This window comes from Rhodobacteraceae bacterium IMCC1335, from assembly GCA_039640495.1.
Taxonomy (GTDB): Bacteria; Pseudomonadota; Alphaproteobacteria; order Rhodobacterales; family Rhodobacteraceae; genus Thalassovivens.
The window spans coordinates 962,197-988,324 of record CP046864.1; the positions used below are offsets into that span (position 1 = coordinate 962,197).

The 26,128-nt window shown below is 53.5% G+C and carries 23 protein-coding genes and 2 pseudogenes; 18 read left to right on the plus strand and 7 right to left on the minus strand.

Annotated features, from left to right (window positions below):
• The first annotated feature begins 44 nt into the window (after nt 1-44).
• The gene (locus GN241_04625) at nt 45-1,469 is read left to right on the plus strand and encodes an FAD-binding protein (GenBank protein ID XAT56707.1); all 1,425 of its coding nucleotides are present in this window, start codon (nt 45-47) and stop codon (nt 1,467-1,469) included.
• A 233-nt stretch (nt 1,470-1,702) separates the two neighbouring features.
• Here GN241_04625 and rimO read toward each other — a convergent pair whose 3' ends face one another.
• Both rimO and GN241_04635 read right to left on the minus strand, forming a co-directional pair.
• A complete protein-coding gene (gene rimO / locus GN241_04630; GenBank protein XAT56708.1) occupies nt 1,703-3,076 on the minus strand; it encodes a 30S ribosomal protein S12 methylthiotransferase RimO in 1,374 nt (457 codons plus the stop codon).
• A gap of 170 nt (nt 3,077-3,246) precedes the next feature.
• Complete coding sequence (locus GN241_04635; protein XAT56709.1) at nt 3,247-3,795, minus strand: GcrA cell cycle regulator; 549 nt, start codon at nt 3,793-3,795, stop codon at nt 3,247-3,249.
• A gap of 122 nt (nt 3,796-3,917) precedes the next feature.
• On the opposite strand from GN241_04635, the gene GN241_04640 reads away from it, so the two are divergent.
• Nucleotides 3,918-4,721 carry an ABC transporter permease gene (locus tag GN241_04640; protein XAT56710.1) on the plus strand — a complete coding sequence of 268 codons (804 nt, stop codon included), beginning with the start codon at nt 3,918-3,920 and terminating at the stop codon, nt 4,719-4,721.
• Here GN241_04640 and GN241_04645 read toward each other — a convergent pair.
• From GN241_04645 to fsa, 4 genes and pseudogenes are all read right to left on the minus strand, one after another.
• Nucleotides 4,711-5,406, minus strand: a complete 696-nt coding sequence (locus GN241_04645) for a phosphatidylcholine synthase (GenBank protein ID XAT56711.1) — start codon at nt 5,404-5,406, stop codon at nt 4,711-4,713. The genes GN241_04640 and GN241_04645 overlap by 11 nt on opposite strands.
• A gap of 39 nt (nt 5,407-5,445) precedes the next feature.
• Nucleotides 5,446-6,369 (minus strand): tyrosine-type recombinase/integrase, encoded by a 924-nt coding sequence (locus tag GN241_04650; GenBank protein XAT56712.1) that lies wholly within the window; start codon nt 6,367-6,369, stop codon nt 5,446-5,448.
• Nucleotides 6,366-7,079: a DUF484 family protein gene (locus tag GN241_04655; GenBank protein ID XAT56713.1), complete on the minus strand. Its 714-nt coding sequence runs from the start codon at nt 7,077-7,079 to the stop codon at nt 6,366-6,368. Before GN241_04655 ends, GN241_04650 begins: the two co-directional genes overlap by 4 nt.
• 45 nt (nt 7,080-7,124) lie before the next feature.
• Nucleotides 7,125-7,777, minus strand: a pseudogene (gene fsa, locus GN241_04660) (fructose-6-phosphate aldolase).
• Between the two features lie 86 nt (nt 7,778-7,863).
• Between fsa and GN241_04665 the strand changes: the two are divergent.
• The 16 genes and pseudogenes from GN241_04665 (at nt 7,864) to hflB (ending at nt 24,472) form a co-directional block, all read left to right on the plus strand.
• Nucleotides 7,864-10,056, plus strand: a complete 2,193-nt coding sequence (locus GN241_04665) for a primosomal protein N' (protein XAT56714.1) — start codon at nt 7,864-7,866, stop codon at nt 10,054-10,056.
• A gap of 85 nt (nt 10,057-10,141) precedes the next feature.
• Entirely contained in the window at nt 10,142-11,368 is a 1,227-nt protein-coding gene (locus tag GN241_04670) for an MFS transporter (GenBank protein ID XAT56715.1), read from the plus strand.
• A gap of 215 nt (nt 11,369-11,583) precedes the next feature.
• Nucleotides 11,584-12,456, plus strand: a complete 873-nt coding sequence (locus GN241_04675) for a methyltransferase (protein ID XAT56716.1) — start codon at nt 11,584-11,586, stop codon at nt 12,454-12,456.
• Between the two features lie 222 nt (nt 12,457-12,678).
• Entirely contained in the window at nt 12,679-13,185 is a 507-nt protein-coding gene (ruvC, locus tag GN241_04680; GenBank protein ID XAT56717.1) for a crossover junction endodeoxyribonuclease RuvC, read from the plus strand.
• Nucleotides 13,182-13,868, plus strand: a complete 687-nt coding sequence (ruvA, locus tag GN241_04685) for a Holliday junction branch migration protein RuvA (GenBank protein ID XAT56718.1) — start codon at nt 13,182-13,184, stop codon at nt 13,866-13,868. The genes ruvC and ruvA overlap by 4 nt, the downstream gene beginning before the upstream one ends.
• 3 nt (nt 13,869-13,871) lie before the next feature.
• Entirely contained in the window at nt 13,872-14,891 is a 1,020-nt protein-coding gene (gene ruvB, locus GN241_04690; protein ID XAT56719.1) for a Holliday junction branch migration DNA helicase RuvB, read from the plus strand.
• 107 nt (nt 14,892-14,998) lie between these two features.
• Nucleotides 14,999-15,631: a hypothetical protein gene (locus GN241_04695; protein XAT56720.1), complete on the plus strand. Its 633-nt coding sequence runs from the start codon at nt 14,999-15,001 to the stop codon at nt 15,629-15,631.
• Nucleotides 15,632-15,641: 10 nt separating this feature from the next.
• Complete coding sequence (gene ybgC, locus GN241_04700) at nt 15,642-16,046, plus strand: tol-pal system-associated acyl-CoA thioesterase (protein XAT56721.1); 405 nt, start codon at nt 15,642-15,644, stop codon at nt 16,044-16,046.
• Nucleotides 16,047-16,137: 91 nt separating this feature from the next.
• Complete coding sequence (gene tolQ, locus GN241_04705) at nt 16,138-16,833, plus strand: protein TolQ (protein ID XAT56722.1); 696 nt, start codon at nt 16,138-16,140, stop codon at nt 16,831-16,833.
• A 2-nt stretch (nt 16,834-16,835) separates the two neighbouring features.
• Nucleotides 16,836-17,303: a protein TolR gene (tolR, locus tag GN241_04710; GenBank protein ID XAT56723.1), complete on the plus strand. Its 468-nt coding sequence runs from the start codon at nt 16,836-16,838 to the stop codon at nt 17,301-17,303.
• Entirely contained in the window at nt 17,230-18,465 is a 1,236-nt protein-coding gene (locus GN241_04715; GenBank protein XAT56724.1) for a cell envelope biogenesis protein TolA, read from the plus strand. Before tolR ends, GN241_04715 begins: the two co-directional genes overlap by 74 nt.
• 5 nt (nt 18,466-18,470) lie before the next feature.
• Entirely contained in the window at nt 18,471-19,808 is a 1,338-nt protein-coding gene (gene tolB / locus GN241_04720) for a Tol-Pal system protein TolB (GenBank protein ID XAT59177.1), read from the plus strand.
• 91 nt (nt 19,809-19,899) lie between these two features.
• Nucleotides 19,900-20,397: a peptidoglycan-associated lipoprotein Pal gene (pal, locus tag GN241_04725; protein XAT56725.1), complete on the plus strand. Its 498-nt coding sequence runs from the start codon at nt 19,900-19,902 to the stop codon at nt 20,395-20,397.
• Between the two features lie 4 nt (nt 20,398-20,401).
• Nucleotides 20,402-21,204: pseudogene (locus GN241_04730) on the plus strand (tetratricopeptide repeat protein).
• A complete protein-coding gene (gene tilS, locus GN241_04735; GenBank protein XAT56726.1) occupies nt 21,201-22,478 on the plus strand; it encodes a tRNA lysidine(34) synthetase TilS in 1,278 nt (425 codons plus the stop codon). The pseudogene GN241_04730 and the gene tilS overlap by 4 nt, the downstream one beginning before the upstream one ends.
• A 77-nt stretch (nt 22,479-22,555) precedes the next feature.
• A complete protein-coding gene (gene hflB, locus GN241_04740; GenBank protein XAT56727.1) occupies nt 22,556-24,472 on the plus strand; it encodes an ATP-dependent zinc metalloprotease FtsH in 1,917 nt (638 codons plus the stop codon).
• A 222-nt stretch (nt 24,473-24,694) separates the two neighbouring features.
• Here the strand turns inward: hflB and lpdA are convergent, their stop codons facing one another.
• Nucleotides 24,695-26,083: a dihydrolipoyl dehydrogenase gene (gene lpdA / locus GN241_04745; protein XAT56728.1), complete on the minus strand. Its 1,389-nt coding sequence runs from the start codon at nt 26,081-26,083 to the stop codon at nt 24,695-24,697.
• Between the last annotated feature and the right edge of the window lie 45 nt (nt 26,084-26,128).

The window sequence follows — 26,128 nt, forward strand, 5'->3', positions numbered from 1 at the left end:
GCTGGGCGAGCTATCTGTTGGAAAGCCAGCAAAAAGGAATGAAAATGCAGTTGAACCCGGCCGATCACGGTTTTCTTGAAACATTATGCGCGGCGCTGCCTGCGCATTTGTTCCGGCAGGCTGAGCCGCGGCATTTAGAGGAACCTCGTGGCCGTTGGGCCGGGCAGGCTGCGATTGTGGCCATGCCAGAAACCACCGAGCAGGTGAGCGCTGTGATCGCGGCGGCGCATCGATCACGCGTGGGGGTTGTTCCCTTTGGAGGCGGCACGGGTCTGGTTGGTGGGCAGGTTAAAAGCGAGGGTCCGGCGCCTTTGATTTTGTCGCTTGAACGGATGAATGCTATTCGCGCCATCTATCCTGAAGAAAATATTTTGGTTGTCGAGGCGGGCGCGATCCTAGCAGATATTCAAGCTGCAGCGGCGGCGCAGGAGCGGCTGTTTCCCTTGTCATTGGCGTCTGAGGGATCATCGCGCATCGGTGGCAATTTGGCCACCAACGCGGGCGGCGTGAATGTTTTACGCTATGGAAATGCGCGCAATCTGTGCATCGGGATCGAAGCGGTGCTGCCCGATGGGCAGATCTATCAAGGCCTGACGCGGCTCTATAAAGACAATACGGGCTATGACCTGCGCAATCTGTTGATTGGCTCAGAAGGCAGCTTGGGGATAATCACTGCAGCCGCCTTAAAACTGAGCCCCAGGCCGCGCATGCTGGGCACAGCGATACTCACCGTGCCATCACCTGCCGCTGCGTTGCGTTTGCTGTCTTTGGCCCGCGCTCAAATCGGAGAGGGGCTCAGCGCGTTTGAATTGATGCACCGGCAGGGTCTGGATTTTCTGTCAGAGCATTTGCCCGAGGTGCGCCAGCCTTTCAAGGTTGCGCCCGAATGGATGGTGCTGATTGATTTGGGGCTCAGCGCGCGCGAAGATCCCCAGCAGATACTGAGCGATTTATTCGAATGCGCGTGCGAGCAAGGATTGGTGCAGGATGGGATAATCGCGCAATCTGAAGCGCAACGCGCGGATTTTTGGGCGGTTCGCGAGCGGATGCCCGAGGCCAATCGTTTGGTTGGCGCGGTGTCAAACCATGATATTAGCTTGCCGTTATCCGCTTTGCCCGCATTCATCGAAGCGGCCAATCAAACGATTGCCCGTATCGGTCCGTTCCGGGTGAATTGTTTTGGCCATTTGGGGGATGGCAATTTACATTACAACGTGTTTCCAGATCCGGGAAAAACGCGGCAGGATTATGAAGATCTACGCCCGCGCATCAAAACAGACCTGCATGATCTTGTGCATGAAATGCACGGCTCGGTCAGCGCGGAGCATGGCATTGGCCGCCTGAAGATTGAAGATTTGGAACGCTATGGCGACCCAGCTAAATTGGCGGCCATGCGCGCTATAAAAACCGCGTTGGACCCCCATGGTATTATGAATCCAGGCGCGGTGTTGCGGGCAAAGACCCTTTAGCTCATCCTTCGAAAGCTGCTTAGTCTGCGCCAACCTTAGGATAAGAGTGCTATGCTGTAGGTATTTTAAGCCCGCGCCGCCGTTGCGGCGATGCGCAGGTCGCGCAAGTGGCTGAGGGTCGGCTTTGTATGGAATTTGGTGGGCGCAGCCCGCCGAGTAAGGCCAGATCGCTTGCGCGAAGGGCCAGGTGAGTGCATGAGCCTACGCTAGCAGCTTTTTGCGTGCCTTTCAGGTTACGGCTTTACGCGCTGGCCCCAAAGATCATACGCGCCCGCCTCATCCACTTTTACCATGATAATATCGCCAATAGTTAAATCTTCAAAATCTGAATCTATAAACAAATTCCCATCAATTTCGGGCGCGTCAGCCATTGTGCGGCAGGTTGCAGCCTCTTCATCAACTTCATCCACGATCACCTGCAGCTCTGTGCCGAGCTTTTTGGCCAATTTGGCTTCTGAAATCTGTTGCGCCTTCTGCATGAACCGTTCCCAGCGGTCTTGCTTGATCTCTTCGGGCAGATGATCGGGCAAAGCGGTTGCGCGAGCGCCCGCGACATTTTCATAGGTAAAACAGCCAACGCGGTCAAGTTGTGCTACTTCTAACCACTCCAATAGGGTTTGAAATTCGGCCTCGGTTTCACCGGGATAGCCGACAATAAAAGTAGAGCGCAGGGTGATCTCTGGGCATATTTCGCGCCATGCGGCGATTTCATTTAATGTTTTGGTGGCCGCTGCCGGCCGCGCCATGCGCTTTAAAGTATCTGGATGGGCGTGCTGGAATGGAATATCCAGATAAGGCAGGATGAGGCCCTCTGCCATCAGCGGGATTAAATCGCGCACGAACGGGTAGGGGTACACGTAATGCAAGCGCACCCAAGCGCCCAACCCGCCCAAATCGCGGGCTAAATCTACGATATGTGCACGATGGCCCTTGGCTTCGGCATGTTTGATATCTACGCCATAGGCTGAGGTGTCTTGGGAAATAACCAGAAGCTCTTTTACGCCACTTGACACCAGTTTTTCCGCCTCGCGCAAAATAGCATGGGCTGGACGGCTTTGAAGCTTTCCGCGCATATCTGGGATAATACAAAATTTGCAGCGATGATTGCAGCCTTCGGAAATTTTGAGATAGCTGTAATGGCGCGGCGTTAGGCTGATATTGGCGGCAGGCAACAAATCGATAAAAGGATTAGGTTTTGCCGGTACCGCCTTATGAACCGCGTCCAAAACCTGCTCATATTGATGGGGGCCGGTCACTGCCAGAACGCTGGGATGCGCTCCCGAAATATATTCAGGATTGGCACCCAAACAGCCTGTCACGATCACTTTGCCATTCTCGTTCAGCGCTTCCCCGATCGCCTCAAGGCTTTCAGCTTTGGCGCTGTCCAAAAAGCCACAGGTGTTTACAATCACCGCGTCAGCGCCGGAATAATCGGGCGACACGCCGTAGCCCTCGGCTCTCAGCCGGGTTAGAATCCGCTCGCTATCGACAAGCGCTTTTGGACAACCAAGAGACACCATGCCGATGGTCGGTTGACCATTGCGAAGATTTTTTTGCAGCTTTGCACTGACCAGATCAGGTCGCAAGGATGGGGGGTTTGCAGACATAACGCGCCTATAGCCTATGCCAACGGGCTTGAAAAGCTGACTTGGACATTCCGTTGGTGCTCAGTGATGCAATCTCTGCGCCGACCGCTCTTAAACGGTGGCGGTCATCGCGTGTTCAGCCTCTGAGAGCGCATGCTTTTCCTGCCTCTCTAAAGCCGGCGAAGTCCGGCCTAGCGACGGCGATCTCTGCGCGTGCTGAGCGGCTGAAACGCCACGCCAACATGCGCTTCACAATACGGTTTGCCGGTTTGGGTGGGGAGGCCACAAAACCAGAAATCTGAGGTGGCAGGATCGCCAATGGGCCATTTGCACGTACGCTCGGTCAATTCCATCAGAGATATTTTTTTCGATTTCTTTTCAACTTCGGAAACTTTTGCCAAAGCTTCCGGGCTGATTTCATTGGCAGAAGGTTGCGGTGGCAAAGGCTGGCCGGCCGGAATGATCTGCCGGCGTGCTGGCGAAATCGGGGCTTTGGCTTCAGGCTCTTTGATCGCGGCTTCGCTCGGCGCCGCAGATTTCACCTCTTCCTTGGCCGCTGATTTTACTTTTGCATCCGGCTTGGCCGTGCTCGTGGCGCGGTTCGAGAGCCCCAGCCGGTGCACTTTGCCAATCACCGCATTGCGGGTGACGCCGCCCAGTTCTTTTGCTATCTGGCTGGCCGATTGGCCTTCGCCCCACATTTTAGTCAGCAGCTCAACCCGCTCATCAGTCCACGACATCGGTTTTTCCTATGCAAAAAGCGGCCATAAACTGGGGCCGCCCTTAAAAATTCAACAAGCCCCTATTCTAAGCATTGGGTCCCGAGTTACAAGACATCAGAATCAAAGATTGAGGCGTTTACATGCAGATTGACAATAAAATTGGCGTCCGGCGTTTCGGTTTGGTGAATTGGATCGGGGTTGCGACGCTGGTGAAACGCGAAATTATGCGTTTTCTGGCCGTCTGGAACCAAACCATCGCAGCGCCCATGGTGACATCTGGTTTGTTTCTGTTGATTTTCAACATCGCGGTTGGCCCCAATCGTGGTCTGGTGATGGGGTATTCTTATATTATCTTTATGGTGCCCGGGATCGTGATGATGAGTATCATCCAAAACGCGTTTGCCAATACCTCATCTTCGATTATGACATCGAAAATTCAGGGCAATATTGTCGATACGCTTATGCCGCCGCTTTCAGCGGGGGAACTGCTAGCAGGCTATGTGCTTGGCGGGATTGCCCGGGGTCTGTTTGTGGCGATCGGGCTTTGGCTTGGATGCGCGTTTGTGCTGGGCGTTGAGGTGGCGCATCCGCTTTTGGCGCTGGCATTCACCATTGCAGGGGCGGGCTTCTTGGCATCCTTGGGATTGCTTGCGGGTATCTATGCGCAGAAATATGATCAGATGTCGGCGATTACAAATTTCATTATCACCCCATTGGCTTTTTTGTCGGGCAGTTTTTATTCGATCACTGCCTTGCCCGAAGTTTTGCAAAAAATCGCCTTATTCAATCCAATTTTTTACCTGATTGATGGCCTGCGTTTTTCGGTTTTAGGGGTGTCTGATACCCCCGTTTTACCGGGTTTGATGATTTCGCTGATATGTTTTTTTGCCACGGGCTTTGTGGCCTGGTGGATGTTGCTGCGCGGGTATCGCCTTAAGCCTTAGAGGCTGGGGTGATTTGTTGAAACAATCCTGCCGTTGCAAGGTAGATTGATGTGATGACCAGCCCCCAATGGGCCCAGCTTTGGGGATGGAAATCCACCCAAGCGGCCCATCCTGCGAAAACAACCCACGCCATCGCCATTGGAAGCGTAACCGCCCGCCAGCGTAGCGTACGCACGGGATGCACAAATTTAACCGGTAAAAACATCGATATAGCCAAGAGGCTGATCAGTGCCAGAATAAACCAAAAGTTTGGAGAGAGCGCGAATAAGACGATAACTACCATATTCCAGCACCCAGGAAACCCGTGAAAGCTATTGTCTTTGGTTTTCATATTGCCATCACAGAAATACATGGCCGAGGCGAAGGTGATGATAATGATCGCGATCCAGCCCGTCCACCCTGGCAAAAGCCCCGATTTAAACAGCGCAAAGGCCGGGATGAAAACATAGGTCAGATAATCGATAATCAGATCCAGAAGCACCCCGTCAAAGCGCGCAGCATTGGTTTTAACGTCATATTTGCGCGCTAAGGGCCCATCGACCCCATCCACAAAAAAGGCGACGATTAACCATAAAAACATCAGGCTCCATTTTGCATCAGCAGCCGCCAGCATGGCCAGCATTGCAAAAACAGCGCCCGTGGCGGTGAATAAATGGACGCTCAGCGCCTTTGTTTCTTTTGTCATAGTCCCGTCATGGCCCAGTTTCAGCAGGAATGCAAATTTCTATTCTGCCTTGGGATGTGTTTGTGAATAGACCTCCATCAGGCGGGCCGTATCAACCGCCGTGTAGCTCTGGGTGGTTGAGAGGCTGGCATGTCCAAGCAGCTCTTGAATGCTGCGCAAATCTGCGCCCGCGCTAAGAAGGTGGGTGGCGAAACTATGGCGCATCGCATGGGGCGTGGCATTGGCCGGTAGCCCCAATTGCAAGCGCGCCTGCTGAATCGTTTTTTGCACCAGCCTAGGGTTCAGCGGGCCGCCGCGCGCGCCTCGAAAAATTTGATCATGCGGCGATAAAGTAAACGGGCAAAGATGAAGGTAGCGTGCCACCGCCTCTGCAATGAGGGGTAAAATCGGCACTAGACGTTCCTTACCGCCCTTGCCGGTGATCTTCAGGCTATTGCCAAGAGGGGTGGAGCGGGTCCGCAAATCCAACGCCTCTGATATGCGCAAACCACAGCCGTATAGCAGGCTTACAATGGCCAAGTCGCGCGCGGCTATCCAAGGTTCAAGGCTTTGCTGCGGCACGGTTTCTAACATTTGCAAGGCGCTTTCCTCGGATAGGGGGCGTGGTATTTTTGATTGGAATTTTGGCGCTTTAAAAGCCAGCACAATGCTGGGATCAAAATTCTCTCTTTGCGCGAGCCATCGATAATAGCTTTTAAGAGAAGAAAGCTTTCTGGCGATTGAACGACTGCTCAGCTCGTTTTTGCGCAGCGCGGCCATCCAGGCACGTAAATCGCCAACGCGTATATGCGCCAGCGATTTAACAGCTTGTCCGTTGTTTAAATGAGCCGACATAAAGCTTAGGTAATCCAGCAGGTCGCGCTCATACGCGCTGACTGTATGAACCGAAAGGTTCTCCAAGGCGGCTTTCGTCGAAAGCCACTCATGCATTGATTTGAGAATCGCGGGTGACAGCGGGCTCATGAAAGCCAGCGTATCATCATTCTTTCAAAAACATTGCCAAAAAATGAGAGCAATTCAGTGCCCTGCTGGGCGGTGAACAGATAAGGGTCTTCAGCCCCTAAAACGAGCATTCCGGGCAATCTGCCTGGTCCCATATCCAAGGGCAAAGCCGCTTCAGAGCGAATGAATTTTGCCGTTGTGCCGAACACTTGCTCAGAGCCGCGATGAACTTGTCGCAAAAGAATATATGAGGCGGGGGCATTGCGCCCTTGCGACAGATAAATATCAACAAAGCCCGGCGCCACTAAGGTTATAGTGTCGTTATATTGTTCAAGCGCATTGCGCGCTGGTCCGTCATTCTGGCGGGTTTCTAAGACCATCTTCAGCGACTGAACGCGCAGAATATCGGAGACATCACCGGTGATCGCCTCCATGAAGGCGGCAAAATCCGGTGCTTCCAGCAATCTTAAAACAGCGCGCTGAATTTGATTCGTACCCGCCATATTTTCATAAGCGGCTGCAATGACGCCGCGATGGGTATTTTCCAACCGGTCAAGGCGGCTTTCCAAACGATCCATCGCAACCCCGCGCAGATCAACAATATTTGCACCCATCGCGGTTTCATTGGCTGCAATCAGCGCTTTCATAACATCAGGATCGTCCAGAATCACATCTGGGCGATCAATAATTTTTTGCCTTAATATGCTGTCTATTTTTGACGTTACGCGCATCTCGTTCTGGCCATTCTACCAATTTGGGATTGCACGATAACACGATTACAGAATTGTTTGTCCAGTTTTTTTGATATCTGCCAAAAAGCTGGCCAAACCTTTATCGGTCAAGGGATGGTTGGCCAGGTTTTTGATGACGGCCGGGGGGCAGTTATGACATCGGCGCCGATGCGCGCGCTGTCGAGCACGTGATTTGCGGTCCGGATTGAGGCCGCCAAAATTTGCGTTTCAAAGCCGTAATTGTCATAAATGGTGCGGATATCTTCAATCAGCTCCATCCCATCCAAGTTGATATCGTCCAAACGGCCGATGAAGGGGGAAATGAAGGTTGCGCCCGCTTTTGCCGCTAATAAGGCTTGGTTGGCGGCAAAACATAAAGTGACATTGACCATTTTGCCTTCTTGGCTCAGCACGCGGCAGGCTTTCAAACCATCCCATGTCAGGGGAAGCTTTACGGCGATATTGCTGGCCAGTTCCGCCAGTTTGCGCCCCTCTGCGATCATTTTATCGGCGTCAGTGGCCGTGACCTCGGCGCTGACAGGGCCAGATACAATGCCGCAAATCTCTTTGGTGACTTCCAAAATATCGCGACCAGATTTTTTGATCAAAGACGGGTTCGTGGTCACACCATCAACCATTCCCAGATCGTTCAACTCAATAATTTCGGAAACTTCGGCGGTATCGACAAAAAATTTCATGACGTAATCCTTGCATGGCTAGGGTGAGGCATGGTTTGGCTTTAATGTAAGTTTCAGCTATGGAAAACCCCAACATGGAGTAAAAAGTGCAGGCAAAAGAGTTTTTCAGTGAAGGAGAGACCGTCTGCGTTCTAACGAGCCAACCCATTGACCGGCTTTTAGACTATCATGCGCCCGCAGGCGGGTGCCGGCTTCGCGCTTTTGTTGAAGTGCCGTTGGGGCCGAGAAAAGTATTGGGCGTGATTTGGGGCGCCGGCACCGGTGATTATGATCGCACGAAACTGCGCGCCGTCAACCGGGTGCTGGATGTGCCCTTGATGCAAGCAGAATTGCAAGAGTTCTTGATCCGCGCAGCGGATTACACGCTGACTCCGCTGAGTGCGATGTTGCAATTGGCAACCCGCGTGGAGGGGTTGAGCGATCGCCAGAAAACTGAAAAAATTTATCGGTTGGCGCCAGAGGGGCCGGTAAAATCCACAGCGGCGCGGTTGCGCGTGCTCGAAACGCTAAAAACCTTTGGTGGCGCGGGGCTCTCGCTCAGCGAACTGGCCGAGGCGGCGGCTGTTTCGTCCTCGGTTGTAAAAGGGCTGGTCTCTGCGGGGGCCGTGCTTGAGGATGAAATTCCGCGCGATCGCCCCTTTGCGCAGCTCAACCCAGGATTTGGCGCCAAGGCGCTGAACGAAGATCAAGACAAAGCCGTGCAACAACTGCGCGGCGCCTTAAACCGGCAGGTCTATGGCGCCAGCTTGTTGCGCGGGGTAACCGGCTCGGGCAAGACCGAGGTTTATTTAGAGGCGGTTGGCGATATTTTGCGCGCAGGCGGTCAGGCATTGGTGTTATTGCCCGAAATCGCGCTAAGCGCTGAATTCATCAATCGGGTCGAGGCACGGTTTGGCGCACGCCCGGCGGAATGGCATTCGGGGATCACGCCGCGGGAGCGGCGCCGCTGCTGGCGAATGGTGGCGCAAAACGGTGCGCAATTGGTTGTGGGGGCCCGCTCTGCATTATTTTTGCCTTTTCGCAATTTGAGCCTGATTATCGTCGATGAAGAACATGACAGTTCTTACAAACAAGAAGATGGGGTGATTTACCATGCTCGGGATATGGCGGTTTTGCGGGCCTCAATAGCGGGCGCGCATGTTATTCTGGCCAGCGCAACGCCCAGCTTGGAAAGTTGGGTGAATGCCACATCAGGCAAATACCAGCGCATTGATCTGCTAAAACGCTTTGGGCCTGCCAAAATGCCCAAAATGCAGGCCATCGATATGCGCGTTGAAACGCTGCCAAGTGATCGATGGATTTCCCCGAGCTTGCTTGCGCAAATTAAACTTCGATTGGAAAAAAAAGAGCAATCCTTATTGTTTATTAACCGGCGTGGATACGCGCCGGTCACGCTTTGCCGGGCCTGTGGAGAGCAGGTTGGCTGCCCGCATTGCGACGCGCGTCTTGTTGAGCACCGGTTTTCTAAGCGCTTGATGTGCCATCAATGCGGCGAAACGCAGCCGTTGTTAGACGCATGCCCTAGCTGCTCGGTTGCGGGGCGCATGGCCGCGATTGGGCCGGGTATCGAAAGATTAGCCGATGAAATTGCAGCGCTGTGCCCCGAGGCACGCATTGCGGTTTTATCCTCTGACCTATTTGCCTCGGCGCGGGCGTTAAAAGAAAAAATCCAAGAGATTGGCGATGGCGCTGCGGATATTATCGTTGGCACGCAATTGGTGGCGAAGGGTCATAATTTTCCAAATCTTACATTGGTTGGGGTGATTGATGCTGATCTTGGGTTGCAGGGGTCTGATTTGCGGGCGGCGGAGCATACATTTCAAATCATGCGGCAAGTGGCGGGGCGGGCCGGCCGCGCGCAAAGGGCAGGATCTGCCTATTTGCAAACGCATCAGCCAGAGCATCCTGTGATACAAGCTATTTTGAAAGGGGATGAAGAAGCGTTCTGGAATGCGGAAGCGCAGATGCGGCAAAGCGCATTGGTCCCGCCCTTTGGCCGCCTTGTTGGCTTGGTGATTAGCGCCGTCACGCAAGAAGAGGCGTTTGAATACGCTCAGCATTTGGCGCGCAACTCTAGGCCTCTTACCGAAATTGGAGCGCAAGTTTTTGGCCCTGCGCCGGCTCCAATCGCGCGGGTGCGTGGCCGCTTTCGGGTGCGTTTGCTAATCAAGGCGGATAAAACAAGCCGATTGCAGCCGGCGCTTCGGCGCTGGCTGAAGGTAAAACCGAAAGCTGGCCTGCGGGTGCATGTCGATATTGACCCGCAAAGTTTTCTATAAGGCTTCAACCGGATATACGGTCGGCGGCCTATGCAGGGTGTAATTTGATCTCGTCAAAGCCTTGGAAAGCCAGTAGAAAACTGAAATGCCAGATCAAGTCCCGCTTTCAGATGCTGCGCAGCTCCCCTCATGGCAGCAACCTAAAACCCTGCTATTTGCGCTGGCGGTGGCCATGCCCTTGGCGTTTTGGGTATGGTCGGCCTTATTGAATAATTTTGTGATCGAAGTGGGCGGGTTTGATGGCGCGGATATTGGCTGGCTGCACACGATAAGAGAAATTCCAGGGTTTTTGGCGGTTGGCGTTCTGGCTTTTCTGTTGTTTTTTCACGAACAAGTGTTTGGGCTGATCGCGTTATTCGTGCTTGGAGCCGCCACCGCCGTTACGGCCTGGTTCCCTTCAATGGCGGGTATTTTGACCGTCACATTGATCAGTTCAATCGGGTTTCACTACTTTGAAACCGTAAATCAATCGTTGCAGTTGCAATGGATTCCCAAAGCAGAGGCGCCGCGGGTTTTGGGGCTTCTAACGGCCGCTGATGCGGGCTCGGCTTTGTTTGCTTATGGTATGATTTTGATCGCCACGCAGGTTTTTGATCTCTCTTATAATCCTATTTATATGGCTGGCGGCGGAGCAACCATGCTGATTGCCATATTGTGCTTTATTGGATACCCGCGGTTTCGAGCCGCCAATGTTCAAACCAAAAAAATGGTTCTGCGCAGGCGCTATTGGCTTTATTATCTGCTTCAGTTTATGGCCGGCGCTCGGCGCCAGATTTTTGTGGTTTTTGCCGGCTTCATGTTGGTAGAGCGGTTTGGATTTGAAGTGCATGAAATGGCTTGGCTGCTTCTTGTGAATTTGCTCTTGAACACGGTGCTTGCGCCTTTTGCCGGGCGCGCGGTCGGCTATTTTGGGGAACGCTCCACATTGGCTTTTGAGTATCTGGGCTTGGCAGGCGTGTTTTTGGCCTATGGGGGCATTTATTATTTTGGGTGGGGGCTATCTTTGGCGGTTTTATTGTTTGTGCTTGACCATTTGTTTTTCTCGCTTGCTCTGGCGTTGAAAACATATTTTCAAAAAATTGCGGATCCGGCCGATATTGCATCCAGCGCGGCGGTAGCCTTCACGATCAATCATATTGCGGCAGTTTTCTTACCCGTGGCGCTTGGATTTTTTTGGCTATATTCACCCGCTGGGGTTTTTGTGATTGCCGCAGCGATGGCATTCGCATCCTTGGTTTTGGCGTTGATGATCCCGCGCCATCCTCGCTCTGGCTGCGAAACGATTTTCAGCTCGGCACCCGCAATCAGCTAGACCGCCGAGTATTTTAATGCTCTTTGAGTGCGCGCGGCGGCAATGCCTTTGGCCGTTGCAAGCCCTTTGTCACTTGCGTCGCGTGAAGGCATCGGGGGCATATTTTCACGGCCAAGTGGGAGGGAGTTGAATTTCTGCCTTTGGATGTTTGCAGATCAAGGCTTGACCTAAGCGCCATCGCCCCCTACCGCCAGTTGCATGATTTTGGAGATTCTATGTCTACATTTACAGCGCTTACAACGTTAAACGGCCCCGCGCAGGCCGAGGCCCTCGGCGAGGCGATGGAGCGGCTTGATCCGCCACCTGAGGGTGTCGGCGTGTTTGAGCTTGAGGATGGGTCGGGGCTTTGGGAAGTTGGAGGGTATTTTACCGAGGTACCCGATGCCGTCGCGTTGGCTTTGCTGGCGGCTGCGTTTGATGCGGTGCCTTTTGCGGTGTCGGAATTGCCCGAAACCGATTGGGTGTCCAAAGTGAAACGCGAATTGGCGCCGGTTAAGGCGGGACGATTTTTTGTCTATGGCAGCCATGATGCAGAAAAAGTACCAAGCGATGCAACGGCTTTATTGATCGAAGCAGCGATGGCTTTTGGAACCGGCCATCATGGAACAACATTGGGCTGTTTACGGGCGTTAGACCGCCTGTTGGATCAAGGATTTAAGGCCGAAAAAGTTGCTGATATCGGATGCGGTACGGCAGTTTTGGCGATGGCCGCAGCCTCAATTTGGCAGGGTGAGATAGTAGCCAGCGATATCGATCTGGTGGCGGTTGAGGTCGCAGAAGCCAATCTTGCTGCCAATGGGCTTTCAGGCCGGGTTACTTGCATTGAAGCCGCCGGGTTTGATCATCCCGCTTTGGCGGCGGCGTCCCCTTACGATTTGATTTTTGCCAATATCTTAAAGGGCCCTTTGATCGATCTTGCCCAGGATTTCGCGGCGCATATTCGCTTAGGCGGAAAGCTTATCCTATCTGGTTTGCTGGTTACGCAGGTACAGGATATTCTGGCGCAATATGAAAAATATGATCTTACTCTTGAATATCGAGAAGATATTGGAGAATGGTCGGCGCTAACGCTCCAACAGCGGGGATAAACGATTATGCTCGCTTGCTGATTTGTGCGCATTGAGGGCTTATTTTTTATTCAAATACCGAATAGCCCACGCGCTTAGCTTGTTAAAAGGCCGGGGAGAAATCGCTTAATATGTAAGTTTCACTGGTGCGTTTTGGGTCGCTTTAGAGGATCTGTCACTTTCTGATTGGCTTATGTTCACGTTTCGTGCTAACGCTTTTTAAAAAATAACAGGGCAGTGAAGATGCGGGTTTTAGGTGTCGATCCGGGGTTGCGCAATATGGGCTGGGGCATCATCGACGTGGCCGGTAGCAAGGTTTCGCATGTGGCCAATGGGGTATGTCATTCAAAAGGCGATGATTTGGCGCTGAGGTTGCTTTCGCTCCACGAGCAGCTGCGGGCGGTGATGCTGGCGTGGGAGCCGAGCACCGCGGCTGTTGAGCAGACTTTTGTTAATAAAGACGCGGTTGCAACGCTGAAATTGGGTCAAGCGCGCGCGATCGCGCTGCTGGTGCCGGCGCAAGCGGGCCTGAGCGTAGCGGAATATGCCCCAAATACAGTTAAAAAAACGGTCGTGGGTGTTGGCCATGCCGATAAGGCGCAGATCGATCACATGGTACGGTTGCAGCTGCCGGGTGTGCAGATAAAGAATGCGGATGCAGCCGATGCTTTGGCGATAGCGCTGTGCCATGCACATCACGCCCGCGCATCGGGAAAACTTGAACAGGCCTTGGCCAAGGTGGCGGTATGATCGGTAAATTATCAGGCCGCATAGATTATCGCGCCGAGGATCATATTCTGCTCGATGTCAAAGGTGTCGGATATTTGGTATATTGCTCTGAGCGAACGATGATGGGCATGCCTGGGCCGGGCGAGGCGGTTGCCCTTTATACAGATCTGCTGGTGCGCGAAGATCTGCTACAGCTGTTTGGGTTTTCCAGTCTGGTCGAAAAAGAATGGCACCGGTTGCTAATGTCGGTTCAGGGGGTTGGCGCTAAGGCGTCACTGTCCATTTTGGGGGCATTGGGCGCAGATGGTGTCAGCCGAGCCATTGCTTTAGGCGATTGGAATGCGGTGAAAGCCGCCAAAGGGATCGGGCCAAAAACGGCGCAACGCGTGGTGATTGAACTAAAAGATAAAGCGCCCAGCGTTATGGCGATGGCCGCGCAAAACAGCGCGCCTGCATCTGTTTCGCCCCCGCTGACCGATGAGGCAGAGGTGATTGAGTCAAGTGTAACGGCGCCAGTTTCTGACGGGCCGGCAAAGCAACCAGATCCCAGCGTGCAGGCAGATGCGCTGTCTGCATTGACAAATCTGGGATACGCGCCCGGCGACGCGGCCAGTGCGGTGATGCAGGCGTTGGGCATGCTGCCCGAGGGGGACAGCGCTGCAATCATACGCGCCGCTTTGCAGCTTTTGGCGCCGAAAGGATAGGGCATGGAAGATCGCGACCCTATTTTAACCCCCGACGCGCAACCAGAGGATAATGACCGGGCGTTGCGTCCGCAGGGATTGGATGAGTTTATCGGGCAAGCTGAAGCCCGTTCGAACCTAAAAGTCTTTATCCAATCGGCGCGGCAACGCGGTGAAGCCATGGATCACACGCTGTTTTATGGCCCGCCCGGGTTGGGAAAAACCACGCTCGCCCAAATTATGAGCCGCGAGTTGGGGGTGAATTTCCGTATGACCTCGGGCCCTGTTTTGGCAAAACCTGGTGATTTGGCGGCCATTCTTACGAATCTTGAAGCCCGCGATGTTTTGTTTATTGATGAAATCCACCGTCTAAATCCGGTTGTCGAGGAAGTTCTATATCCGGCCTTAGAGGATTTTGAACTGGATTTGGTGATCGGAGAGGGCCCCGCCGCGCGCACCGTTCGGATTGAATTACAGCCCTTTACCTTGGTTGGAGCCACCACACGGCTGGGATTGCTGACAACGCCGTTGCGGGACCGTTTTGGCATTCCAACCCGGCTCGAGTTTTACAGCGAGGATGAATTATTTCTGATTGTCAGCCGTAACGCGCGCAAATTGGGCGCCCCTGCAGATGAGGCCGGAGCGCGTGAAATTGCGCGGCGCGCCCGCGGAACGCCGCGGATTGCGGGGCGTCTGTTGCGCCGGGTTGTTGATTTCGCTTTGGTCGAGGGGGATGGCACCGTCACGCGCGACCTGGCCGATCATGCGCTACATCGCCTTGGCGTGGATAATATGGGCCTTGATGGCGCGGATCGGCGCTATTTGATGCTGATGGCCGAACATTATGCGGGCGGGCCGGTGGGCATAGAAACCCTGAGCGCGGCGCTTTCGGAAAGCCGCGATGCTTTGGAAGAGGTGATCGAGCCTTATTTGATGCAGCGTGGTCTGGTGCAGCGCACGCCGCGGGGCAGAATGTTGGCACAGGGCGGCTGGGCGCATTTGGGTTTAACCCCGCCAAAATCACAAGGTGATCTTTTGATTTAGCCCTCTGCGCTGGCGTTTGAGGCCGATATCGCCAGATCAGAAGACTTTGCTATCGGCGCAAAGCTTGCTATCGCAAAAGGGGCATAAGGCGACAGAAAGGATGCAGGATGAACGCGGATGAGGTAGAGGCCTATTTTACCCGCAGCGAGGGCGGGTATAAATTCGCCCGCTGGGCACGCCCGCTGGCGCCAATTGTTTTTGGCGTTGATGATGCAACTTTGCCGGTGGTGAAAGGCGCTGTGCAGGCGGTCGCGGCGCTGGCAGGGATAGAGGTCAGCGAAACCGACCCTGAGCTGGGTTCCAATTTGATGTTTTTCTTCTTTTCAGACTGGGAAGAGCTTTTGGAGGTGCCAAATCTTGATAAATTGGTGCCAAATTTATCATCAATGGTGGCGCAACTGGCTGCTGCAGAGGCCAATCAATACCGGTTGTTTCGGTTTGAAAAAAGCGGCGGGATCAAAGCCTGTTTCGTGTTTTTGCGTATGGATGCAGTTCTTAGCGAATTGCCCGCTGAAACGCTATGTTTGACGCAGGTTGTGCAATCGATTCTGCTTTGGTCAGACCATGCGTTTCTGAGCCAATCACCGCTGGCCATTTTGCCCGATGGCCGGGCGGTGCTGCGGCCTGAAATTGGCAATCTGATCCGTGCCTCTTATGATCCAACTTTACCCGAGCTGGCTGAAGATAAATCGCATGCGCTGCGCGTGTCCGCGCGCCTGTCACAGATGTCGGTTCAATAAGGGGGCGCTTATGCATCAGTTTTCGCTAAGAGTGTATTATGAAGATACGGATATGGCCGGGATCGTTTATTACGCGAATTACCTGAAATATATTGAACGCGCGCGCAGCGATTGGGTGCGCAGCTTGGGGATTGATCAAAACAGGTTGAGAACCGCGCAGGGATTGGTGTTTGCGGTGCGCAAAATTACGGCTGATTATCTGCAACCGGGGCATTTCGATGAGCCGCTTCAAATCACAACAGAAATGACCAAGCTGACATCGGCGCGGTTATATCTGCAGCAAAACGTTTATCGCGATTTGGATCTGTTATTTCAAGCGCAGGTGATTTTGGTTGCGCTGAATGCGGCGGGCAAGCCCACGCGCTTGCCGGCGGAATTTAGCCTCAATTCATTTGTGAAGGTCACAGATTTGTAAACGCTGTTGTTACGGCTTGGTTTTGAAGCGGCAATAGGTTAAAAGCCATGATAATAAGTCGTAAATCGACCAATTTTTGAAGAGCAGGAATATGGAAGCAGAAACGCTGGCACTGGCGCAAGAGATTGATTTCTCATTTTGGGCCCTGTTTGCGCGGGCAACGTTCACCGTAAAAGCAGTTATTTTAATGTTAATCGCGGCCTCGTTCTGGTCTTGGTCGGTGATTTTTCAACGGCTTTGGGTTTTGCGTTTGGCGCGCGGCGAAGCCAAACGCTTTGATCGTGCGTTTTGGTCAGGCGAGCCTTTGGATGGGCTTTTTGAAAAGCTGGGGCCTGAACCTAAAGGCCGCTCGCAAAAGATATTCGCGGCTGGGATGACGGAATGGCAACGCTCGCATCGCTCTGATGGGGCGCTTATCGCCGGTGCGCAGGCGCGGATTGACCGGTCTATGGATGTGGCCGTTGCCAAAGAAGCCGATAGTTTACAAGCGGGCTTGGCGGTTTTGGCGACGGTTGGATCTACGGCGCCGTTCATTGGGCTTTTCGGCACAGTCTGGGGCATCATGAATGCTTTTATTGAAATAGCCGAACAACAAAACACCAATCTGGCGGTTGTTGCACCCGGCATTGCCGAAGCGCTTTTGGCCACGGGGCTTGGCCTTTTGGCCGCGATTCCGGCGGTGATTTTTTATAATAAATTAAGCGCTGATAGCGAGCGGATTATCTCTGGCTATGAGAGTTTTGCGGATGAGTTTTCGACCATCCTTAGCCGCCAGTTGGACAGCTGAAGATGGGAGCAAGCATCGGCCAAAACACCTCTCAGCGCCGGCGAGGAAAACGCCGCCGCCGGGTGCCGATGGCCGAAATTAACGTCACGCCTTTTGTGGATGTTATGCTGGTTTTGCTGGTTATTTTCATGGTGGCGGCGCCGATGTTGACCGTAGGCGTGCCCGTTGAGCTGCCCAAAACAGCCGCCAATGCGCTGCCCAGCGAGAAAGAAGAACCTCTCACCGTGACCCTAACCGCATCGGGTGAAATTCTGATCCAAGAAACCCCTACTCCGGCGGGCGCCTTAATCCCAAAATTGCAAGCGATTGCCTCAGAGCGGAGCAGTGATCGGGTGTATTTACGCGCAGATGGCGCAATTTCTTATGAAGCGGTGGTGCAGGTTATGGGCGCGCTAAATGCGGGTGGCTTCTCAAATATTGGTTTGGTTACCGATGTCGGGGGGCCAGCCTTGGCCGACCCGGACGGCTGAGCCGCCGACGATGCATATCGGGAATTATCTCTCTGCCACGCTGCATATTGGAGTGCTCAGCTGGGTGCTGCTAGGAGGTATTTTTCAACCTCAGCCAGTGCCTTTTGAAGTGTCGAATGTGGCCTTGATCACGCCGCAAGAATTTGCAGATTTGGTGCTCTCGGATGCGGCGCCGACCGCCGCGCAAGTTCTGGATGATTTGGATCCGCTTGCGGCGCAGGCAGAAGACAGCCCTGCTGCGCCTGATCCTGAGCAAGCCGTGGAAAAGATGCCTGCGCCCATGCAAAACGAAAGCCCCGAGCTTCCCGCAACAGCGCCGAAAACGCCTGAAGCTTTGAAAATGCCCACGCCTGATATTCTGGATACTAGCCCACAATTTGCCCCCCCTGCTCAGGAGAATTTGCCGCAGGCCAGCCAGATGAGCGACCGCCCTGTTCTGCGCCCTGCGCAGCGCGTGGCGCTGGAAGAGGTGGCTCCACCGCCACCAGAGGTCAACATTGATGATCTGCGGCAGGAAGCGGCAATTCCAGATGATTTGAACGCGCCGGTTGCGCCGCCCAAAGAAGAGGCCAGCGCGCCAGAGGCCGCAAGTCGGGAAATCGTAACAGAAGCAGAAGAAATGCCATCTTTTGCGCCCCTGCAATCTGCTCGACCGCTAAAGCGGCCCGTCGCGTCGCCTCAGCCTGAGGTGCCCGCTCCAGAACCAGAACCGCTGCCCGAGCCAGCGCCGCTGCCCGAACCAAAGCCCGAAGTCGATCCCACGCCAGAGCCAACGCGCAGGGCCGAGACAGAGGCAGCCGTGGCCGCTGCGCTGGCTGATGCAATTGGCGAAACCGCGCCTTTGGGGCCGCCTTTGACCCAAACCGAAGAAGATACATTGCGCGTGGCCGTGCAAAAATGTTGGGTGGTTGATATTGGAAGCCCTGCAGCCAATGTCACGGTTGTTTTGGGCATGCAAATGACACCAGAGGGCAAGGTGAAACCGGGCAGCTTGCGTCTGGTCTCAAGCCATGGGGGCGCCGACTCGGCGGCAAAAACAGCCTTTCAAGCGGCGCGCAGAGCGGTTTTACGTTGCCAGAAAGGCGGCTACAATTTACCAACAGAGAAATATGAACACTGGCGGGAGATCGAAATGACGTTTAACCCCGAGAAAATGAGATGAAGATGATGCGCTATTTTGGCAAAGGCACGCTCCTATTTCGTTTGGTTTTGCTCATTCAGCTTGCCTTTTTTGCGACTCTTGGCGCTGCGGCGCCGTTGCGTTTGGAAATAACCGAAGGGGTTGTTGAGCCTTTGGCTTTCGCGGCGCCCGCCTTTATCGCTGAGAATGCAGGTGGGGCGGACTATGCCAGCCAGTTGGCCGAGTTGGTGGTGCAGGATCTTACCAGCAGCGGGTTGTTTCGCGCTATCCCAAGCCGCGCGCATATTTCAAAAATAACCAGTTTTTCGTCTCCGGTACAATTCTCCGATTGGGCGGCGATCAATGCGCAAGCGTTGATTGCGGGCGCGGTAACGGCAGAAGCCGGTGGTCAAATAACGGTCAAATTTCGCGTTTATGATGTGTTTGCTGGCCAGGAAATGGGGCAGGGGCTGCAATTTACGGGGCGCGCCGATGGCTGGCGCCGGATCGCGCATAAAGTGGCGGATGTAGTCTATAGCCGGATCACGGGTGAAACCGGCTATTTTGACAGCCGCGTGGTGTTTGTGTCTGAAACTGGGCGCAAGGGGTCACGTAAGAAACGTTTGGCCGTAATGGATTATGATGGCGAAAATGTGCAGTATTTGACGGATAGCTCTGCGCTGGTGCTTGCGCCGCGCTTCTCCCCCAGCGGAGATAAGCTTTTATATACCAGCTATGAAAGCGGATTTCCACGTATTTACCTGATGGATGTTGGCTCGGCGCGCCGCCGCGTTTTGCAAAACTCGAATGGTACAATGAGCTTTGCGCCGCGCTTTTCTCCCGATGGCAGCTCGGTCGTATACTCGTTAGAAAAGGGCGGAAATACAGATATTTATATCATGAGCCTGTCCTCGGGAAAGCAACGGCGTCTCACCAACTCGCCCGCGATTGAAACCGCGCCCAGTTTCTCACCAGATGGCACACAGGTCGTGTTTGAAAGCGATCGCTCGGGGGATCCGCAGCTTTATGTAATGCCCGCGCGCGGCGGCAGCGCCAAGCGTGTCAGCTTTGGAAATGGCCGGTATGGAACGCCAGTGTGGTCGCCAAGGGGCGATATGATTGCTTTTACAAAGCAAAGCAAGGGCCGCTTTCACATCGGGGTTATGCGCGTTGATGGATCACAAGAGCGCTTGTTAACAGCATCGTTTTTGGATGAAGGGCCGAGTTGGTCGCCAAATGGCCGGGTGATCATGTTCGCCCGTGAAACCCAAGGTGCAAATGGGGCTTCCAGCCTCTACTCTGTGGATGTTTCGGGGCGAAATCTAAAGCCTGTTCGTACGCCGGATGGCGCGTCTGATCCTGCGTGGTCTCCCTTGGGTGGGTGAAATTCCAAAGCCGTCGTGACATATTGTTGATCAATGATTTTAAATGTTTTCTGAATATGCTAGGCACAGCAAAAAGCGAGGGGCAAATGTGATGAGACGATGCGCGCGTTGGTTTATTTTAACGGGAATTCTTTTCCTCGCCGCCTGTTCTGAAACCGGAACAGGAGGGTTTGGCAGCGGATCAAGCTTTGGCACTGATCCTGCCGGCGCGGTTGGGGATCCAACCTCACCCGCCTATTTCCAATCTGCAATTGGGGATCGGGTGTTTTTCGAGATTGATCAGTCAAGCTTGACCGAGGCAGGGCGCGTTGTTTTGGATGGGCAGGCGGATTGGTTGTTGGAAAATGGTGATTACTCAATTCTGGTTGAGGGGCATGCAGACGAGCAAGGCACACGCGCGTATAATCTCGCGCTGGGTGCGCGCCGCGCCAATGCTGTGCGCGAATATCTTTCGGCGCGCGGAGTCGCTGGATCGCGCATTCAGACAGTGAGTTTTGGCAAAGAGCGCCCGGTTGAGCTTTGTAGCAGAGAAAGCTGCTATTCTGTGAACCGGCGCGCGGTCACCTTGTTAGATAATCTGGGGTCATAAGCCGATGGCCGGGCTCCTGTTTCGTATTTTGTTATGGGCTTTTTTGCTGTGCTCTGGGGCGGTATTTGCTCAAGATAAAGACCAGTCTTTGGCGGATATCCGGCAAGATCTCGGCGTGCTTTATATTGAGATCCAAAAATTAAAGCGCGAATTATCGACCACGCAACTGCCCAGCGGTTTACAGTCGGGCGATAGTGTTTTAGAGCGGGTGAATGCGATAGAATTGGAATTACAGCGATTGACCGGGGCAACGGAACAGTTAGACCATCGGCTGAAGCGCGTGGTTGAAGACGGAACAAATAGGATCGGTGATCTTGAGTTTCGCCTGATTGAACTTGAAGGCGGCGATATTTCAAACTTGGCCGACACCACGACCTTGGGCGGCGAGTCAGAGCCTCAGGAACAAACGGTGCCCATTGAAGCCCCCCTGAATTGGCTGTCGGAGAAGAGGCAGATTTTGATCTTGCCCAAAGCGCATTTGACGCGGAAAACTATGTTGAAGCTGCAGAAATGCTTAGCCGTTTCAGCCAGACCTATCCCGATAGCCCATTGATCGCAGAGGCCTATCTGCTGCGCGGCAAAGCCTTTGAAGCGGTAGAAGATTATAAAGCCAGCGCGCGTGCTTATTTAGAAAGTTACAACACGCTCAAATCTCCAGATGCGCTGCAAAGGCTGTCTAATTCTTTGATCAGCTTGGGGCAGATGGAGACCGGATGTCAAATGTTGTCGCAGGTTGAACTGTTGTTTCCGGGCACATCCCAAGCGGCAGCTGCGCAAAGTGAAATGCAAAGGTTGCAGTGCTTTTGAGCGATAGCAGTGCGTTGAAAAGTGAATTTTCATCTGCGCTGGTTACATTATTAGGATCCCACAAACCCAGCCATATTGCGCTCGCCGTTTCTGGAGGGGGCGATAGCATGGCGCTGATGGTGCTTGCGGCGGAATGGTGTCACAGCCAAGGCGTGCGTTGCAGCGTGATCACCATCGATCATGATTTGCGTGCGGGCAGCGCCGATGAGGCAATTTTCGTGGCACGGCAAGCTGAAAAACTGGGCCTGTCGCATCGGGTCGGGCGATGGCATGAGCGTGTAGATGGGGGGAATTTGCAGCAAAAAGCCAGGGTGGCGCGCTATCGTTTGATCGATGAACTGCGCGATGGTGCCGATGTCGTGCTCATGGCCCATACGCTTGAGGATCAAGCTGAAACCGTCTTGATGCGTTTGCGCCGCCCTGCGGGTATTGATGGTTTGGCCGGAATACCACAAAAGCGGCGGGTTTTTTCCCAGCAGGGTGATTTTTGGCTCTTGCGCCCCTTATTGAAAAGCTCGGGCGTTAGGTTGCGCGCATTTTTAAACGATCAAGCAGTGGATTGGGTTGAGGATCCGTCAAACTCTGACAGAAAATATGAACGCGTGCGGATGCGCCAGCATCTTCCTGAATTAGCGCGCCAGGGCATCTCCGCCCAAGATTTATCCAATATTGCCGCAAAAATGGCGAAATCGAAAATGCAATTTGACGCGCAAGTTCATCAGGTGGCAGAGATGTTAACCGAAGAATATAGCGGGGATCTAAGATTGCGCTTATCCGCCTTTTGTGGCCTGCCCTCTTTGTTACAAAAGCGTTTGTTTTCAAAAGCTTTGTGCTGGGTGTCTACGAACCCGTATCCGCCGCGGCAGGCGGCGCGCGATCAGGCATTGGACTTGCTGCTTTTGGGCAAAGCCCAGACGCTTCATGGTTGCTTGATGTTTTTGTGGAGAAACTGTCTTTACATCACGCGGGAAGCGCAGGCGATTGCGGCCGAGCCCGTGGCGCTGCGGCCAAAGATGTTATGGGATAATCGCTGGCGCCTCACAATGTCGCAGGCCTTAGCATCTGACGCGCTTTGGGTGGCAGCGCTCGGACCTAAAGAGGCGGCGAAACTGCGCCCGCATCTTGATATTGACCTGCCATTTAGAGCGTTGGTGGCGCAGCCCGCCATTTTTGATCAAACAGGATTTTTATGCGCACCCGCTTTGCGCCCGCATTCTGGCCTGCAGGCCCAAATATGGCCCAGAGATTTCATTGAATCGCTTAGCCCCTATTGAACCTGCGCGTTTGATGGCTATTTAACTCGTAACAGCGCCGTGTTATACACGGGGGCAATTTTTTTTGGAGAAGTTCCTTGGGCAATAACCGCAACATAGCGTTCTGGGTCGTTTTGTTTCTGTTGATCGTTGTTTTATTCAACGTCTTTAACTCTGGCAGTGGCGCGATGCAAAGCCGCGAGATGAGCTATTCCGACTTTGTCCAATCGGTGGAAAGCGGCAATGTTACCGCTGCGACATTGGATGGCGAAAAAGTGCGGTTCATCGGTTCTGATAATGCCGAATATATCACGATCCGCCCAGATGACGCGAATGTCACCGATTTATTGATTGCGAATAAAGTCGCAATTCGGGCCGAACAACAACAACAATCAGGGCTGCAATCGTTTTTGGTGACGCTGTTTCCATTTTTGCTGCTTATTGGGGTCTGGATCTTCTTCATGAACCGCATGCAAGGCGGTGGCAAAGGCGGCGCAATGGGGTTTGGGAAATCTCGTGCCAAAATGCTGACAGAAAAGCAGGGGCGCATCACGTTTGACGATGTGGCCGGTATCGATGAAGCCAAAGAAGAGCTGGAAGAAATTGTTGAATTTCTAAGAAACCCGCAAAAGTTTAGCCGCTTGGGAGGCAAGATCCCAAAAGGGGCTTTGCTTGTGGGCCCCCCGGGTACGGGTAAAACATTGTTGGCACGCGCTATTGCGGGTGAGGCGGGCGTGCCGTTCTTTACGATCTCTGGATCGGATTTTGTAGAGATGTTCGTTGGCGTTGGGGCAAGCCGCGTACGCGATATGTTTGAGCAAGCCAAGAAAAATGCGCCTTGTATCGTGTTTATCGATGAAATTGACGCTGTCGGGCGAAATCGCGGCGCGGGTTATGGCGGCGGCAATGATGAGCGCGAACAAACGTTGAACCAGTTGTTGGTTGAAATGGATGGGTTTGAAGCCAATGACGGTGTGATCATTCTGGCTGCGACCAACCGGCGTGATGTGCTTGATCCTGCATTGCTGCGCCCGGGTCGATTTGACCGCCAAGTGACGGTTCCAAACCCTGATATCAAGGGACGTGAGAAAATTTTAAACGTGCATGCGCGCAAAACGCCCCTTGGTCCGGATGTAGATCTTCGATTGATTGCCCGCGGCACGCCCGGGTTTTCGGGGGCTGATTTGGCCAATTTGGTCAATGAAGCTGCTTTGATGGCTGCGCGGATTGGCAGATCCACCGTTGCGATGTTGGATTTCGAAAATGCCAAAGATAAAGTGATGATGGGGGCCGAGCGGCGCAGCATGGTTCTGACCGCCGACCAAAAGGAAAAAACGGCGTATCATGAAGCCGGCCATGCGGTTGTGGGAATGGCCCTGCCGCAATGCGATCCTGTTTATAAGGCAACCATTATTCCGCGCGGCGGAGCATTGGGGATGGTTGTATCCTTGCCAGAGATCGATAGGTTGAACTGGCATAAATCTGAATGCGAAGAAAAAATGGCAATGACGATGGCTGGTAAAGCCGCTGAAATTATCAAATATGGCCCCGAGAATGTGTCAAACGGGCCGGCGGGAGATATTCAGCAAGCCTCGGGTTTGGCGCGGGCCATGGTGCTGCGCTGGGGGATGTCTGATAAGGTTGGTAATATCGATTATTCTGAGGCGCATGAGGGCTATTCGGGCAATACGGCGGGTCTGTCCGTTTCTGCCAATACCAAAGAGATGATTGAAGATGAAGTGAAGCAGTTTATCGCAACCGCGTATGAGAAAGCCCATGCAATCTTGATTGAACGCAAGGATGAGTGGGAACGCTTGGCGCAGGGTCTGCTTGAATATGAAACATTGACGGGCGATCAAATCAAAAATGTGATGCGCGGCGATCCCCCTGAAGCCGATGATGATGCGGGCAGTGCGGCAGGGGATGAAAAACCAGCCTCCATCACCGCTATTCCCAAAACCAAACCGAAAGCCAAACCATCCGCAGATGGGGATATGGCACCTGAACCAACCTAGCCTCGCCAATTGGGTAGAACCTCCGCGCTATCGGGCGCTATGGTTAGCGGCACCGGAGCGCGGCCTGCGCAGGGTGGTTTCAGATACGGCCTTACGGCATCTCAATTAAAAAAAGGTGATCTAACTGTTAGATCACCTTTTTCTTTTGCCGCGTGCATTTATTTGGCCAACGGGCGGTTGGCAGAGTTTCGGAAGGCCTAGACCGATGCCAATAAGCGGATTTTAGGCGTGAATGGCGCCATCGCCGCATGCCAGAGCGGCCTCGCGCACCGCTTCTGAATATGTGGGATGGGCGTGGCAGATTAAGGCCAAATCTTCGGCGGATGCGCCAAATTCCATCGCAACGCAGATTTCATGTATTAAATCTCCGGCCGAGGGCCCTATAATATGCGCGCCCAAGATGCGGTCGGTTTGCGCATCGGCCAATAATTTGACAAAGCCGTCTCCGGCAAAATTCGCCTTGGCTCGGCCATTGCCCATAAAGTTGAACTTTCCAACTTTATAAGCGCGGCCCTGTTCTTTCAGCTGTGCCTCGGTTTGGCCCACATTGGCAACTTCAGGATGCGTATAGATCACGCCTGGGATCACATCATAATTCACATGCCCATGCTTGCCGGCGATTACTTCGGCCGCGGCCATACCCTCATCCTCGGCTTTGTGAGCCAGCATTGGTCCATCAATCGCATCACCAATTGCATAGATGCCGGAAATATTGGTTTGCCAATGTGAATCGGTTTTGATCTGACCGCGCTCGCTTATCTCTATGCCAATATCGGCCAAGCCCAACCCATCCGTAAACGGCTTTCGCCCCGTTGCCACCAAGACCGTATCTGCGTCTATCTGATGCGCGCTGTCATCTTTGCGCAAAGTATAGTTAACTTTGGCTTTGGTTTTAAGCTTTTCAACGCTGCTTACAGCTGCGCCCATGATGAATTTCAAGCCCTGCTTTTTCAGAATGCGCTGAAAGGTTTTTTGAACCTCAGCGTCCATTCCCGGTGTGATCGCGTTTAAAAACTCTACCACGGTCACATCACTGCCGAGCCGCGCGTAAACCGATCCAAGCTCTAAGCCAATCACCCCCGCACCGATCACCACGAGTTTTTTGGGAATCTTGGCCAAGCTTAAGGCCCCGGTTGAGCTGACCACGGTTTTTTCATCGATCTCTATGCCGGGCAGGCTGGAGGGCGTGGAACCGCTGGCAATAATAATATTTTTCGCCTGATGCCGTTCATTGCCCACTTTGACCACACCGGCCTCGGGAATGCTGCCCCAGCCTTTCAGCCAGTCGATTTTGTTCTTCTTGAAAAGAAATTCAATACCTTTGGTGTTGCCCTCGATCGTGTAGGCTTTATAGGTCTGCATCTGCGACCAATCTACCGTTGGCAATTTGGCATTGAGGCCCATTTTTGCAAAATTATGTTCGGCTTCATGAAGCATATGTGAGGCGTGCAGCAGCGCTTTGGACGGAATACAGCCCACGTTAAGGCAGGTGCCGCCCAAGGTTTCGCGGCCCTCGACACAGGCTGTTTTAAGCCCCAGTTGAGCGCATCTGATCGCCGCAACATAGCCTCCGGGCCCGCTGCCAATCACAATTACATCATAGCTCGCCATTTGTTATTTCCTTTCGCAGCGCGGAGTTTGTTTCCCGCCTAAGCT

Bases quoted from the DNA above. Each gene is read 5' to 3' on its own strand.
- GN241_04625 (XAT56707.1), top strand. From the start codon at position 45: ATGCAGTTGAACCCGGCCGATCACGGTTTTCTTGAAACATTATGCGCG.
- ruvA (XAT56718.1), top strand. From the start codon at position 13,182: ATGATCGGTAAATTATCAGGCCGCATAGATTATCGCGCCGAGGATCAT.
- GN241_04675 (XAT56716.1), top strand. From the start codon at position 11,584: ATGTCTACATTTACAGCGCTTACAACGTTAAACGGCCCCGCGCAGGCC.
- rimO (XAT56708.1), bottom strand. From the start codon at position 3,076: ATGTCTGCAAACCCCCCATCCTTGCGACCTGATCTGGTCAGTGCAAAG.
- lpdA (XAT56728.1), bottom strand. From the start codon at position 26,083: ATGGCGAGCTATGATGTAATTGTGATTGGCAGCGGGCCCGGAGGCTAT.
- GN241_04645 (XAT56711.1), bottom strand. From the start codon at position 5,406: ATGACAAAAGAAACAAAGGCGCTGAGCGTCCATTTATTCACCGCCACG.
- GN241_04670 (XAT56715.1), top strand. From the start codon at position 10,142: ATGCCAGATCAAGTCCCGCTTTCAGATGCTGCGCAGCTCCCCTCATGG.
- ruvC (XAT56717.1), top strand. From the start codon at position 12,679: ATGCGGGTTTTAGGTGTCGATCCGGGGTTGCGCAATATGGGCTGGGGC.
- tolQ (XAT56722.1), top strand. From the start codon at position 16,138: ATGGAAGCAGAAACGCTGGCACTGGCGCAAGAGATTGATTTCTCATTT.
- tolR (XAT56723.1), top strand. From the start codon at position 16,836: ATGGGAGCAAGCATCGGCCAAAACACCTCTCAGCGCCGGCGAGGAAAA.
- GN241_04640 (XAT56710.1), top strand. From the start codon at position 3,918: ATGCAGATTGACAATAAAATTGGCGTCCGGCGTTTCGGTTTGGTGAAT.
- ybgC (XAT56721.1), top strand. From the start codon at position 15,642: ATGCATCAGTTTTCGCTAAGAGTGTATTATGAAGATACGGATATGGCC.
- pal (XAT56725.1), top strand. From the start codon at position 19,900: ATGAGACGATGCGCGCGTTGGTTTATTTTAACGGGAATTCTTTTCCTC.
- GN241_04695 (XAT56720.1), top strand. From the start codon at position 14,999: ATGAACGCGGATGAGGTAGAGGCCTATTTTACCCGCAGCGAGGGCGGG.
- ruvB (XAT56719.1), top strand. From the start codon at position 13,872: ATGGAAGATCGCGACCCTATTTTAACCCCCGACGCGCAACCAGAGGAT.
- tolB (XAT59177.1), top strand. From the start codon at position 18,471: ATGCGCTATTTTGGCAAAGGCACGCTCCTATTTCGTTTGGTTTTGCTC.
- GN241_04635 (XAT56709.1), bottom strand. From the start codon at position 3,795: ATGTCGTGGACTGATGAGCGGGTTGAGCTGCTGACTAAAATGTGGGGC.
- GN241_04715 (XAT56724.1), top strand. From the start codon at position 17,230: ATGCGGGTGGCTTCTCAAATATTGGTTTGGTTACCGATGTCGGGGGGC.
- GN241_04655 (XAT56713.1), bottom strand. From the start codon at position 7,079: ATGCGCGTAACGTCAAAAATAGACAGCATATTAAGGCAAAAAATTATT.
- GN241_04650 (XAT56712.1), bottom strand. From the start codon at position 6,369: ATGAGCCCGCTGTCACCCGCGATTCTCAAATCAATGCATGAGTGGCTT.